The organism is Streptomyces sp. NPDC042364 (assembly GCF_056437585.1).
In genome coordinates this window covers 125,757-139,353 of sequence record NZ_JBWKAJ010000017.1, presented here as the reverse complement: position 1 = coordinate 139,353, position 13,597 = coordinate 125,757, and the positions used below count along the sequence as shown (strand labels likewise).

The 13,597-nt window shown below is 69.8% G+C and carries 8 protein-coding genes and 1 pseudogene; 6 read left to right on the top strand and 3 right to left on the bottom strand.

The window, feature by feature from the left end; all coding sequences use genetic code 11:
• Positions 1 to 23: 23 nt before the first annotated feature.
• Positions 24 to 1,736, top strand: coding sequence for a lectin (locus AC067N_RS28885; RefSeq protein WP_478681835.1), 1,713 nt, complete (start codon positions 24 to 26; stop codon positions 1,734 to 1,736).
• A gap of 67 nt (positions 1,737 to 1,803) precedes the next feature.
• On the opposite strand, the gene AC067N_RS28880 is transcribed toward AC067N_RS28885, so the two are convergent.
• From AC067N_RS28880 to AC067N_RS28870, 3 genes are all read right to left on the bottom strand, one after another.
• Positions 1,804 to 3,093: a ricin-type beta-trefoil lectin domain protein gene (locus AC067N_RS28880; RefSeq protein WP_478681806.1), complete on the bottom strand. Its 1,290-nt coding sequence runs from the start codon at positions 3,091 to 3,093 to the stop codon at positions 1,804 to 1,806.
• Positions 3,094 to 3,166: 73 nt separating this feature from the next.
• A complete protein-coding gene (locus tag AC067N_RS28875) occupies positions 3,167 to 4,669 on the bottom strand; it encodes an arabinofuranosidase catalytic domain-containing protein (RefSeq protein WP_478681805.1) in 1,503 nt (500 codons plus the stop codon).
• A 69-nt stretch (positions 4,670 to 4,738) separates the two neighbouring features.
• Positions 4,739 to 8,290 (bottom strand): ThuA domain-containing protein, encoded by a 3,552-nt coding sequence (locus tag AC067N_RS28870; protein WP_478681804.1) that lies wholly within the window; start codon positions 8,288 to 8,290, stop codon positions 4,739 to 4,741.
• 707 nt (positions 8,291 to 8,997) lie between these two features.
• On the opposite strand from AC067N_RS28870, the pseudogene AC067N_RS28865 reads away from it, so the two are divergent.
• The 5 genes and pseudogenes from AC067N_RS28865 to AC067N_RS28845 form a co-directional block, all read left to right on the top strand.
• Positions 8,998 to 9,375, top strand: a pseudogene (locus AC067N_RS28865) (ATP-binding cassette domain-containing protein); the annotation flags it as partial.
• A 42-nt stretch (positions 9,376 to 9,417) separates the two neighbouring features.
• Positions 9,418 to 10,458, top strand: a complete 1,041-nt coding sequence (locus AC067N_RS28860) for a sugar ABC transporter ATP-binding protein (protein WP_478681834.1) — start codon at positions 9,418 to 9,420, stop codon at positions 10,456 to 10,458.
• Complete coding sequence (locus tag AC067N_RS28855; RefSeq protein WP_478681803.1) at positions 10,455 to 11,426, top strand: ABC transporter permease; 972 nt, start codon at positions 10,455 to 10,457, stop codon at positions 11,424 to 11,426. Before AC067N_RS28860 ends, AC067N_RS28855 begins: the two co-directional genes overlap by 4 nt.
• 1 nt (position 11,427) lies before the next feature.
• A complete protein-coding gene (locus AC067N_RS28850; RefSeq protein ID WP_478681802.1) occupies positions 11,428 to 12,399 on the top strand; it encodes an ABC transporter permease in 972 nt (323 codons plus the stop codon).
• A 22-nt stretch (positions 12,400 to 12,421) separates the two neighbouring features.
• Entirely contained in the window at positions 12,422 to 13,594 is a 1,173-nt protein-coding gene (locus AC067N_RS28845) for a substrate-binding domain-containing protein (RefSeq protein WP_478681801.1), read from the top strand.
• Positions 13,595 to 13,597 lie beyond the last annotated feature (3 nt).

Genomic DNA, 13,597 nt, shown 5'->3' with positions numbered 1-13,597 from the left:
TCACCAAGAAGGGAGCGACGCACATGCGCAGACAACTCCGAACCCTGCTCGGTGGGGCGGCCACGGCACTCGCCACCCTGGTCCTCCTCGGACAGCCCCGCCCCGTCCATGCCGCGGACACGGCCTACGACGTCCTCGTGTTCTCCAGGACGGCGGGTTTCCGGCACGACTCGATCCCGGCGGGGATCCAGGCCATCCGCGACCTCGGCGCGGCGAACAGTTTCACGGTCACGGCCACGGAGGACGGCAACCAGTTCACCACCGGCAATCTGAGCCGCTACGAGGCGGTGGTCTTCCTCAACACCACCGGCGACGTCCTCAACGACGCCCAGCAGTCGGCGTTCCAGTCGTACATCGGCTCGGGCGGCGGCTTCGTCGGCGTCCACTCGGCCGCGGACACGGAGTACAACTGGCCGTTCTACGGCGATCTGGTCGGCGCCTACTTCGCCTCGCACCCCGCTGTCCAGCAGGCCAACGTCAAGGTGGAGGGGCGGGCGCACGCGGCGACCGCCCACCTGCCGCAGACCTGGACCCGCACCGACGAGTGGTACAACTTCCGGACCAACCCCCGCACCACCGCGCACGTGCTCACCACGCTGGACGAGTCGTCGTACTCGGGCGGCTCGATGGGTGCCGATCACCCGCACAGCTGGTGCAAGACCGTCTCGGGCGGCCGGGCCTTCTACACCGGCGGCGGGCACAGTCAGGCGTCGTACGCGGAGCCGGCGTTCCGGGCGCACCTGCTCGGCGGCATCCGGTACGCGGCGGGCCGGACCAAGGCCGACTGCCGGCCCGAGACCGGCTATACGACCCTCTACAACGGCTCGACCACCGGCTGGTCGCAGGCCGGTCCGGGCGGCTTCACCAACGCGGACGCCACCCTCGCCTCGTACGGCGGCATGGGCATGCTCTGGTACAGCGCCAAGCAGTTCACCAACTACTCGCTGAAGCTGGACTGGAAGATGCCCGGCGACGACAACTCCGGTGTGGTCGTGGGCTTCCCACCGACGAACGACCCGCAGTCGGCACTGGACACCGGCTACGAGGTCCAGATCGACGCCACCGACGCGCCCGACCGCACGACCGGCTCGATCTACGCCGTCAAGGCCCCGGACACGGCCGCCCGTGACGCGGCGCTCAACCCACCGGGCGAGTGGAACACCTTCGAAGTGCTGGTGGAGGGCGAGCGGCTCCAGGTGTGGCTCAACGGCGTGAAGATCAATGACTTCACCAACACCAACCCCGCCCGCTCGCTCGCCGGCCACGTCGGCATCCAGAACCACGGCACGGGGGACGACGTGTCGTTCCGCAACGTCCGGATCAAGGAGCTGGGCGGCAACCCGGCCCCCACCCCCGGCGCGGGTCCGATCGTGGGGGTCGCGGGCAAGTGCCTGGATGTCCGTGACGGCGGTTCCGCGGACGGGACGGCGGTGCAGATCTCGTCCTGTACGGGGTCGGCGAGGCAGCAGTGGACGGTGACGCCGGGGTCGACGGTCAAGGCGCTGGGCAAGTGCCTGGATGTCAGCGGTGGCGGTACGGCGGACGGGGCGAGAGTCGTGCTGTGGTCCTGCAACGGTGGTGCCAACCAGAACTGGCAGGCGGCCACGGACGGGTCGCTGCGGAACCCGCAGTCGGGCAAGTGCCTGGACGTGTCGGGCGGGGGCTCCGCGGACGGCACCCTGGTGCACCTGTGGTCCTGCCACGGCGGGGCCAACCAGAAATGGACCCTGCCCTGAGCTGACGCGACACGCCGGAAGGGCCACCCGACACCGCGCGGTGTCGGGTGGCCCTTCCCTCGTGTGTCTACGTACGCGCCCAACGCTGGTTGGCGCCGTCGTGACAGCTCCACAGGACGACCGCGGAGCCGTTGGCGGTGCCCGCGCCGTTGACATCCAGGCACAAGCCGTTCTGAGCATTGCGGATCGTGCCGTTGCCGTTGAGGGCCCACTGCTGGTTGGCGCCACCGTTGCAGTCCTGGATCTGGACCCGCGTGCCGGCGGCGGCGTCGGCAGGAACGTTCAGGCACTTGCCCAGCACCTGCAGCGCCTGACCGTTCTGGGTGAACTGCTGGTTGGCGTTGCCGTGGCAGTCCCAGACGATCATCGGTGTGCCGTTGGCCGCGTTGGCGCCGTTGACGTCCAGGCACCGGCCCGCACCCTCGTTGCGCAGCCGGAACGTGGTCGGGTCCGGCGGGTTGGGCGTCGAGCCGTCGAACTGGGTGAAGAAGTTCCACACCACCGCCCGGGTCCACGACCTCTCCCCGGGCTCGTAGTCGCCGGCCGATCCATCGACGGGACCGGGCGTATGACCCGCGTCGAACGCGGCCCATGCCACGGGATAGCCGGCGCGGCACCCCGAGTAGGTCGTGACGACATGCGTGAGGCTGCCCCGTGCCGGCTCCGGCGGGTTCTGGGCGGTGCAGCCGTTGTTCCGCACGAACCTGTCACGCAGCGAACGCCCCGTGGCGATCGGGAGCACCGGGTCCCGCAAGCCGTGCAGTCCGATGTACGCGACCGGCTGGGTACCGCCGTTGCACCCGCTCAACTGTCCGCCCGCGTAGACGGCGACCGCGCGGAACACGGTCGGCCGGGCGCACGCGAGTGCGAAACTCATGCCGCCGCCGTAGCTGAAGCCTCCGGCGAAGCGCTGGTTCGTGTCGACACACAGGCCCGCGTCGATCTGCCTGACCATGTCGTCCACGAAGGTCAGATCCTCGCCGTTGGAATTGGCCCAGCCATTTCCGAGGCCCTGCGGCGCGACGAAGATCGCGCTGTCGTTCGAGATCGCCCGCAGGCCGTAGTACGACCAGGAGTATCCGCTGGTTCCGCCCGAGTCGACGTCATTGGCGGTGCCGCCGTTCCAGTGGAAACCGAAGACCAGTCGGTACGGTCGGTTGTTGTCGTAGTTGGCGGGCACTCTCAGGATGTAGTTCCGTGTCCTGCCGCTGCTCTGGATCGAGCGTGGACCACTCGACAGCGTGGGGGGCTTGCCGCATCCGGCGCTCGGGGCGACGGAGGGGGCCTCGGCCGCGGCGGCGGACGTCAGTCCGATGCCGCTGATGCCGGCGGCGGCGAGCAAGAGGGTGATGGCCATCGCGATCGGTGTGCGCCATCGGTGACGGTTGTTGCCTTGTCGCATCACGTTTCTCCCTTCATGGATGGGCGACTCAGCGGTAGCCGGCGGCGACGATGTTGGCCTGTACCGCGTTGTCGGTTGCGTCGGACGGGTAGCCGGACACCATCGCGCCCTCGTAGAAGGTGCCGGCGCTGAGGTTCGCGCCGCCGCCGGGCTTGCAGCAGTCACCACCGCTGCCGAGGATGATGGCGCCCTGCTTCTTCATGGGGCTGTAGCCGGGCGGCAGCGCGCCGTCCCACAGCGTGGTCAGGCTTCCGGTCTGGGCGTCGGCACCCCTGAGCGCGAAACGGCTCGTCCCGTTGTTCTTCAACATCGCCGTCACGAACTTGCTGGTGAAGGCCCGCTGGTTCGTGTTCCAGCTCTGACTTCCACCGGAGTAGAGGCCCCATTCGAGGTCGGCCTGGACCCAGGGACCTCTGCCGGCGCACCCGCCGAACCAGCACTGGGTGCTGAAATTGATCGCGTCCATCGCCCCGGCCGCGTCGGCCGCTCGGGTCGTCTCACTGTTGCCGTAGTCGAAGCAGCAGCCGCCGTTGACATGGGTGCCGCTGGTCACCATGTACATGCCTTCGGGGGCGCTGCCGGTCGGCACGCCGGTCAGGTGGCCGTCCCGCCAGTAGCTGTTGCCGGGGTTGATGTAGAGCGAGTAGGCCTTGCTGCCGCCGACCGTCAGCGACTCCGACGTCGCGGTCGCCGGACGGCTCTGGGGGGAGCCGGGAACCACACTCGAACCCTGGTACCACAGGTCGTTCCCGCGGCCGGACTGGTCGTAGACGACGGTGATGACACAGGCGGTCCCCGCGCAGAACGAGTCCTGCGTCGCCGCGTCGGCGGCGCCCCCCGTGCTCCGGACGCCGATGTTCCGGGTGGCGCCGTCGGACGAGCGCCGGACCTGGTAGAGGTTGCCGTTGTAGGTGCCGTAGAGCGCTCGTACGGTGCTGTGGGCGGCGACGCAGGGGGTGCCGCCCGAGGCGTAGATGTCGCACGTGCCCGCGCCGCCCGGCAGCGGCGGGTCCGGCGGGTCCGGCGGCGGGGTCGGTGAGCTCCACTGCTGGTTGGCGCCGCTGTGGCAGGACCAGAGGATGGTCCTGGTGCCGTTGGCGGTGCCGCCGGCGTTGGCGTCGAGGCACAGTCCGGACTGGACGCCGGTGATGGTGCCGTTGGGGTTGACGTTCCACTGTTGGTTGTTCTGGCCGTTGCAGTCCCAGATGACGACCGCGGTGCCGTTGGTGGTGCCGCGTCCGCTGGCGTCGAGGCACTTGTCGCCGTTGACGGTCAGTTGTTTGCCGGCGGTGTAGGTCCAGGTCTGGCCGGCCGCGCCGGTGCAGTCCTGGAGCTGGGTCCGGGTGCCGTTGGTGGTGCCGGCGCCGGGGACGGTCAGACAGCGGCCGGACTGCGCGCCCACGATGGGGGCGCTCTGCCCGGGCTCGATCGGTGCCGCCACCGCGGTGGCGCCGACGGCGACAAGCACCAGGGCGGCGCCCAGCGCGGACAGACGTCCGTACCGGCGGGGCCGAGGTATGCGTAACACCATGGCGGTTCCTCACCTGGTCGTAGGAAGGGATGCCCGGCGCGCGACCGCGCCGGGCATCCACCGGACGGGCTATACGGCGGTGAACCGCCACTGCTGGTTGGTGCCGCTGTGGCAGCTCCACTGCAGGAGTCGTGCGCCGTCGGCCGTCGAGCCGCCGTTGACGTCGACGCACAGTCCACTGGGGACGCTCTTCATCGTGTACACGCCCGCCGTGGCCGACGGGGTGACGAGGAACTTCTGCGGGTTGCCGTTGTCGCAGGTGGCCTGCTGAAGGAACGCGCCCTGGGCGGTCGACCCGCCCGTGACGGCGAGGCACTTGTCGCTGTGCGCCGCCTTCAGGTGGACGGCGCCGCCACCGGCGTCGACGGCCTGCCACTTCTGGTTGCCGGCGCCGGTGCCCGGCCACTGGACGACCTGGGCGCCGTCAGCGGTCGACGCGCCGTTGACGTCCATGAACTTACCGCTGTGCTGCGCCGCGACCGTCCAGGTCCGACCGGCGACGCCGCCGCCGCCGCTGCCCGGTTCGCCGACCCCGTTGCCGCCGAAGGTGAGCGAGTCGAGGTCGAACCAGTTGTTCGAGGTGCCCTTGAACACCAGGTAGAGCGGGTGTGAGCCGGAGAGATCGGCTGTGTTCACCGCCGACGTGGACTGGTAGGTGTTCCAGCCGCCGGTGCCGGGCACAGGTGTCGTGGCCAGGAGCGTGCCGGTCGGGGAGTCGGCGCGCAGTTCGATCGATCCGCCGCCGCTCGGCGACGACAGGCGGTAGCGCACGCTCGTGACGCCCGACAGGCTCATGGGTTTGAACGCGATCCAGTCGCCGTCGGAGATGTTGCCGACCCGCTTGCCGCTCTCCGCGCCGGCCTGCTCGACGATCTGCACACCCGACTGGTCCGTGTAGAACTCGGCCTGCTTGTGCTTGGGCTGGAGGATCACCTGGGCGTAGCCGGTGAGCGGGCTCGCACCGCCGGGGCCGCCGTCGTCGGTGTAGCGGGCGTTGAGGACGTAGTACAGGTTGGCGCCGTCGGGGTGCCCGCCCAGCAGCGACGTGTCGATGGTGCCCGAGCACCCCGGATGGTCCGTGGTCTCGTGCTGGTGGTCGTCGTGGCCGAGGGCGGGGTTGACGAACACCTTGGCGCAGTCGACGGGCGCGCCCCCGGGGTCCGAGACGGACACCTTGTACGGGACGCGGTCGCCGAAGTCCAGCATGCCGCCGTTGGACGGAAGGGTGAGGGTGACGGTCGGTGCGGTGTTGCCCACGGTGATCGGCACGTTGGCGAACGCCGTCTTGCCGGTGTTGTCGGTGACCTTGAGCTGGGCGGTGTAGTTGCCGTTGGCGGTGTAGGTGTGTGACGGGTTGGCCGCCGTGGACGTGGTGCCGTCGCCGAACGTCCAGTGGTGGTTGAGCGTGCTGCCGGGATCCGGGTCCGTGGACCCCGCGCTGCTGAACTGCACGTTCAGTGGCGCGTCCCCGTTGGTGGGTGTTCCGGTGGCCTTGGCGATCGGCGACCGCCCGCCGTGGTTGTAGTCGATGCGGTAGAGACCCGAGTCGTTGTTGCCACCGGAGAAGTTGTTGCCCCATTCGAGCAGGTACAGCGAGCCGTCGGGCCCGAACTCCATGTCCATCGGCTTGAGGAACTTGGCGCCGGGCAGGAAGGGGTTGGTCCGGGTGACCGCGGTCGCGGAGTCGAAGTGGACCTCCTTGACGGCGTGGCGCGACCACTCGTAGAAGAAGTGGACCCCGTCGTAGTAGGGCGGGAACTTCGTCTCGGACGGGTTCGCGGCGTCGTAGCGGTAGACCGGTCCGCCCATCGGCCCCGAGCCGCCGGAGCCGAGCTCGGGGAAGTTCGGTGAGACGCCGTAGCCGTACCACATGTTCGGCGCGACGATCGGCTTCAGGCTGGTCAGGCCGGTGTTGTTCGGCGAGTTGTTGACCGGCGCGTTGCAGTTGAACTTGGCGCCGACGACGCCGGTGCTCGGGTTGTAGGGCGCGTAGGCCTGGTTGTCGCCGTGGCAGAACGGCCAGCCGTAGTTGCCCGGGGCCTTGATGACATTGAGCTCGACGAGCCCTTCGGGGCCGCGGTTGGTGGTGGGCGGGTTCCGGTCCGGGCCGTAGTCGGCGAGGTAGACCCACCCGTTCTCCGGGTCGATCGAGAAGCGGAACGGGTTGCGGAAGCCCATCGCGTAGATCTCCGGCCGGGTCTGCGCCGTGCCCTGCGGGTAGAGGTTGCCGGCCGGGACGGTGTAGCCGCCGTCGGCCGACGGCCGGATGCGCAGGAGCTTGCCCCGCAGGTCGTTGGTGTTGCCGGCGGTGCGGGCGGCGTCGAGGTCGGCCTTGCCCTGCCGCCAGTCCAGCGGGGCGTAGCCCTGCCAGTTGGGGTCGAGGTTCGGTGGGACGTCGTCCCCGGTGCCGATGTAGAGGTTCTTGTCGGGGCCGAACTCGATGTAGCCGCCCGTGTGCCCGGGCTCGGCGAACGTGCGGTCACGGGTCGCGGGGATGTCGATGATCGTCACCTGGCTCGACATGTTCAGGGTGTCGCCGGTGAGCGTGAACCGGGAGACCCGGTTGATGTCGTTCGGGACTCCGGCCGGGGAGTGATACAGGTACACGTAGCCGTTGTCGGCGAAGTCGGGGTCGAGCGCCAGTCCGGTGAGGCCGTCCTCGCCGCCGGTGTAGACGCTGAGCGTGGCGGCTGTCACGGTCCTGTTGGTGGTCGGTTTGAAGATCTTCAGCTGCCCGCCCCGCTGGACGTAGAGCACCCGCCCGTCCGGGGCGACCGCGAGGGCCATCGGGTCCGCGGTGTTGTCGTCGAGGGTGCGCTTCTCGAAGTTGCCCCACACGGTGCCGCCGCAGTCGCCGGGCTCCTTGCCGGCCGCCCACTTGACGCCCCCGAGGACGTGGCTGCGGAAATGGGTCTCGCTGTAGGCCGCGCTGGAGTGCCCCATGCCGGTGGCCCACACGCGGCCGCCCCCGGTGTTGCGGCACCAGGAGATGGGGTGGTCCGGCCCCATGGCGCGAGGGCCGGGGTTGTACGTGCGCTCGTCCGCGGTGACCAGGACATGGACGTCGCCGCGGGGGTTGCGGTCGAAGTTGTACCACTCCTCGCTGCGGTTCCAGCGGTCCGGAAGGCCGGCCGTCGACGGGTGCTTCCTGTCCGCGACGATCGCGGTGCCGGACAGCACGCCGGGGGAGTGCTCCGGCATGTGCGCCCCGCCGTTGACGGTCTGGTCCCACCACGGGTACTCGTTCTCGATGCCCATGTCCGTGGCGTTGTGGATCGCGACGATGCCCTTGCCGCCGGCGAGGTAGCCCTCCACCGCCTGACGTTGGGACGCCGTGGTCCACACCATTCCCGAGGTCTGGAACATGATGAGCACGTCGAAGGTGGCGAGATTCGCCGGGGTGAAAACGCTTGAGTCCTCGCTGTGGACCAACTCGAAGTTGTTGGCCGCCGCCTGCTCCCGGAACATCGCGAGGCCGGCCGGGATCGAATCGTGCCGGTAGCCGGCCGTCTTCGTGAAGACCAGGGCTCGGAAGGCCGGCGCCGCTGACGCCGGTTGGGCGATGACGAGCGACAGGAGCACGCTCGCGATCGCCCCGAAGATTAATGTGATGCGACGCATGCCGTCTCCTATTCGGCGGAGCAACGATGGCATGACCACGGGCACGCGTCGGCCGCACCTCCGATGCGCCGGAGTGCAGAAGCGCGTCGTAGGCACGCGTATGCCGTCAGCTCGTCATCCCGTCCGCCGTGACGGGCAGTCAAGTCCCTACGGAAGAGATAGGGCGTCACACCGGACGCGACCGTCTCCCGTGGTCTGCCGGCCAGCATGCAGCGGCGTATCGCAACAGTCAATATGGATCGGGTGCGGCCGATTCCATAACATGTTTTGCGCAGAAATCTTCGTGGTTCGGTGTGCGACTGTCGTCGGGCCGATTCCATAACACATTCTGCTAATCAATCTCCGTGGTGCGGTGCGCGACTGTGGACGGGCCGATTCGATAACAGATTTCGGTGTGCCGATCGCCGTCGACTTATCGCCGGTCGATGTATTGCCAGGCACTCATCGAGGCATTTACCCTCGGGGCCGCGATGTCGCCATCGCGTCCGGCGAAAGTTCGCGGCTTTTTCGACGACAGCTCGCGGGCGGGATCTGTCCATCCATGCCGGCCGTACCCGAACGAACGCTTCAGCTATCGGTGACGCAATCCTGCTGACGACGCGAATGTAGAGGGTCCCACGATGTCTGGCCTGCTGCCGTCGCCGCTGCTCGCTCTGCGAGGCATCGGCAAATCGTTCCTCGGCGTGCGGGTGCTCGATGACGTCGACCTCCAGGTCCGGCCGGGCGAGGTGCACGCGGTCGTCGGCGAGAACGGCGCCGGCAAGTCCACGCTCATGAGGGTGGTGTCCGGCGTCCACCAGCCCGACGAGGGAACGGTGGAGTTCGCCGGCGCGCCGCGGACGTTCCGCAGCCCGCGTGAGGCCCAACAGGCCGGTATCGGCATCATCCACCAGGAGTTGACGCTACTGCCCGAGCGCACCGTCGCGGAGAACGTCTGGCTGGGCCGCGAGCCCCTGCGCCGCGGGCTCGTCGACCGCGGAGCGATGCTCAACCGCACCGCGGGGCTCCTCGCCTCGATCGGGGAGGGCTCGTTACCGCCCGACACACGCGTGGGACGACTCGGCGTGGCGCAACAACAGGTGGTCGAGATCGTCAAGGCGCTCGCCCTCGACGCGCGGCTGCTCATCATGGACGAGCCCACCGCGGCTCTCGCCGACCACGAGGTCGACCAGCTCTACGGGCTCGTACGGCGGCTTCATGAGCACGGGATGGGCGTGCTGTACGTCTCGCACCGCCTCAAGGAGGTCTTCGACCTGTCCAGCCGGATCACCGTGCTCAAGGACGGCCGGGCGGTGGCCACGTTGGACACCGCGGACACCAGCGCCGATCAGCTGGTGCGCCACATGGTCGGCCGTGAGCTGTCGAGCTACTACCCCGACCCGGCGAGGCCGCAGGAGCTGGGCCCGGTGCGGCTGACCGTCCGCGGCGGAGGCAACCGCAAGCTGCGCGGCATCGACCTGCGGCTGCGCGCCGGCGAGGTGCTCGGCGTCGGCGGCCTGCAGGGCTCCGGCCGGTCGGCGCTGGCCCGCGCACTGTTCGGCGCCGCACCGTTCACCACCGGCCGGGTGACCGTCGACGGAGCTCCGGTCCGGATGCGCTCGCCCCGCGCCGCGATGCGGGCCGGTATCGCCTACGTGTCCGAGGACCGCAAGGGCGAGGGGATCGTCGCCGAGCAGTCGGTGCTCGACAACGCGCTGTTGGCCGTCCGCGCCGTCCGCGCCGTCCGCGCCGTCCGCGCCGTCCGCGCCGCCCGCCCGGCCCGGGGCGGACGCGGTGCTCGGACCGCACGGGTCCGGGAACTGCTCGCGGCCGTCGAGCTTCGCGCCGCGGGGGAGGACCAGGAGATCCGTTTCCTGTCCGGGGGCAACCAGCAGAAGGTCGTGCTGGCCAGGTGGCTCGCGCTCGCCCCGAGGATCCTGCTCTTCGACGAGCCGACCCGGGGCATCGACGTGGGCGCCAAGTCGGCGATCCACGACCTCGTCCGCCGGCTGGCCCGCGACGGCGCCGCCGTGCTGATGGTCTCGTCCGAGCTGCCCGAACTGCTCGGCATGAGCGACCGGATCGTCGTCATGCGCGACGGCCGGATCGCCGGTGAGCTACCCGCCGGCGCGACGGAGGAGGAAGTCATCGCCCTCGCGGTCGGCACCGTGGGGGAGGCGGCCGGATGAGCGCCACGCCGTCCCTGCCGGCCCGGCGGACCCCGCCCGGCGTGTTCGTCGCCCTGGTCCTCACCCTGGCGATCGGCTGGCTCATCGTCACGGTCGACGGCGGCCGGCTGTTCAGCCTGCCGACGACGGTGAGCCTGCTGCACGTCGCCGCCGGTCTGGGCCTCGTCGCGGTCGGCCAGACCCTGGTCATCGTCGGGGGCTCGCTGGACCTGTCCGTGGCGTACACGGTCAGCCTGAGCACCCTGGTCGCCGCCGAGACCATGGCCGGTGACGACGCCGCGCTGCTGCCGGCGATCGGTCTGACGCTCGCCGTCAGCGCCACGATCGGCCTCGTCAACGGCGTGCTCGTCACCATGGCACGGATCAACCCCTTCATCGCGACCGTCGGCGTCGGACTGCTGCTCAAGGGATACCTCGACAACGGATACGACGGCCCGGCCGGCAAGACCGCACCCACCCTGGTGCAGGGCCTGGGGTACCAGCGCATCGGCCCGGTGCCACTGTCGTTCCTGCTGCTGCTCGCCGTAGCCGTCGCGGCCTGGTTCGTGCTGACGCGCACCCGCTTCGGCCACCACCTGATCGCCGTGGGCGGTGACCCGGAGGTCGCCCGGCTCTCCGGCGTGCGCACCAGCCGGGTCCTCGTCACCGCCCATGTGCTGTGCGCCCTCTGCGCCGGCCTCGCCGGGGTCTACCTCGCCAGTCGGCTCGGCTCCGGCGCGCCGAGGGTGGGCACCGAGGGACTGTACGACCTGGAGTCGATCGCCGCGGTGGTGCTCGGCGGCACCGCCCTGGCCGGCGGACGCGGCGGCGTCGTCGGCACGGTCGGCGGCGTGCTGCTGCTCGCGAGCATCGACGCCATCTTCAACCAGCTGGAAGTCGACGTGTTCTTCAAGCAGGTGATCCGTGGCGTGATCATCATCGCGGCGGTCGCCGTCCATGCCCGCCGGGCGATGCGAAGGGCGTCATAGCATGCGGATCGCGCGCCCACAGCGGCTCCTCACGTTCCGCTCCGGCGGTCTCGCACCGATCATCGTGATCCTGGCGGTGCTGCTGGTTCTGCTGACCGCCCGTCAGCCGGACTTCCTCTCGCCGCCGTCGCTGATGTCGTTCCTCGGCCGCTCGGCGCCGGTCGTCCTGCTCGCCGCCGGCCAGTACTTCGTGATCGTCTCCGGCGAGCTGGACCTGTCCGTCGGCTCTCTGGTCACCGCGCAGGTGGTCGTGGCCGCCCGGCTGATCGACGGCGACGCGTCGGCCGGCTGGCCCGTCGTGGTGCTCCTGCTCGCGTTCGGCGTCGCCGTCGGCCTCGTCAACGGGCTGGTCACCACGCGGCTGCGGGTGCCGTCGTTCATCACGACCCTCGGGATGTTCCTGATCCTCGTCGGCGCCGTGTACCTGTGGTCCGACGGTGCCCCGAAGGGCGGCCTCTCCGAGGGGTTCCGCCGGCTCGGCCGGTCGGCGTTCGAGGACGTGCCCGGCCTGGGCCGGATCCCGTACGCCCTGGTCGTCCTGCTGGCGGCGGCCGCTCTGGCGCTGGTGCTGACACGTTCGGACTTCGGCCGCACCCTGGTCGCCGTCGGCGGCAACCCGCGGACCGCCGAGCTGAGCGGCGTGCGCGTGTGGCGCGCCAAGACCATGGCGTTCGTCCTCAGCGGGCTCGCCGCCACGCTCGCGGCGGTCCTCATCGGCGGGTACAGCGGAGTGTCGTTCCAGGCCGGTGCCGGCCTGGAGTTCGGCGCGATCACCGCGGCGGTCCTCGGCGGTGTCGCTCTGGGCGGGGGCCGCGGTTCGGTCGTCGGCGCGATGCTGGGCGCGCTGACCCTCGAGACGCTCTTCACGCTCATGAACTTCTACGGCGTCTCCGGCGCCCTCAGACCGACCGTCCAGGGCGCGATCATTCTGATCGCCGTGGCGGCGGCGTCCTTCCGTTTCCCGTCCCGATAAAGGGGATCCAGTGAGGCATTCCATGACGGCGCTGGCCGTGAGCACCTTACTGGTGCTGGCCGGCTGCGCCACCGACGAACCCACCACCGGCGCATCGCGTTCGCCCTCCGCGGGCAGCGGATCGGGCACCGGCAAGCAGTCGAAGTTCTTCGTGCGGGCCGACTACGAGGAGCAGCTCGCCCTCCTGGACGCCGCGCCCACGGGGCCGGCCGGCAAGCCCTGGGAGCAGGCGCTCGACCCGGCGATGGTGAAGACCGCGAAGTACAAGAAGCCCGGACCGCACAGGATCTGCTTCTCCAACGCGGGGCTGAACAACCCCTGGCGCCAGGTCGGTTTCAAGACCATGCAGGCCGAGGTCGACACCCACCGCGGCCGGATCTCCGAGTTCGTCCACGTCGACGCCGAAGGCAAGGACCAGAAGCAGATCGCCGACATCAACGACCTCCTCGGCAAGGGCTGCCACGCGCTCATCGTCTCGCCGAACACCACCGCGACGCTCACCCCGGCCGTGAAGGCCGCCTGCGAAAAGGGCCTGCCGGTCATCGTCTTCGACCGCGGCGTCGACACGACCTGCCCGGTGACCTTCATCAACCCGATCGGCGGCTACGGATTCGGCCATGTCGCGGCGGAGTTCGTCACCCGGAAGATGAAGCGGGGCGGCAAGGTGCTCGCGCTGCGTATCCTGCCCGGCGTCGACGTGCTGGAGACCCGCTGGTCCGCGGCGAAGGTCGCCTTCGACAAGGCGGGCGTCGACGTCGTCGGCGTCGAGTTCACCGACGGCGACCCGGCCAGGACGAAGAAGATCGTCAACGACTACATCCAGCGGTACGGCACGATCGACGGCGTCTGGATGGACGCCGGGGCGGTCGCGGGCGCGGCGGTCGAGGCGTTCGAGGACGCCGGCAAGCCCGTGCCGCCGATCAACGGCGAGGACCAGCTGGACTTCCTGAAGCTGTGGAAGGACAAGAAGCTCACGGCGATCGCCCCGACCTACCCCACCTACCAGTGGCGCACCCCGATCATCGCCGCGCTGAAGATCCTCGACGGCGAGCAGGTGCCGAACCCGTGGAAGCTGCCACAGCCCACCATCACCCAGGACAACCTGGACGAGTACGTCGACCCCACCATGCCGCCGCTGCACTACGCGATGTGCGGCTGCACCGACCTGCCCGGTTACCCGAAGCGCTGGAAGTAGTCC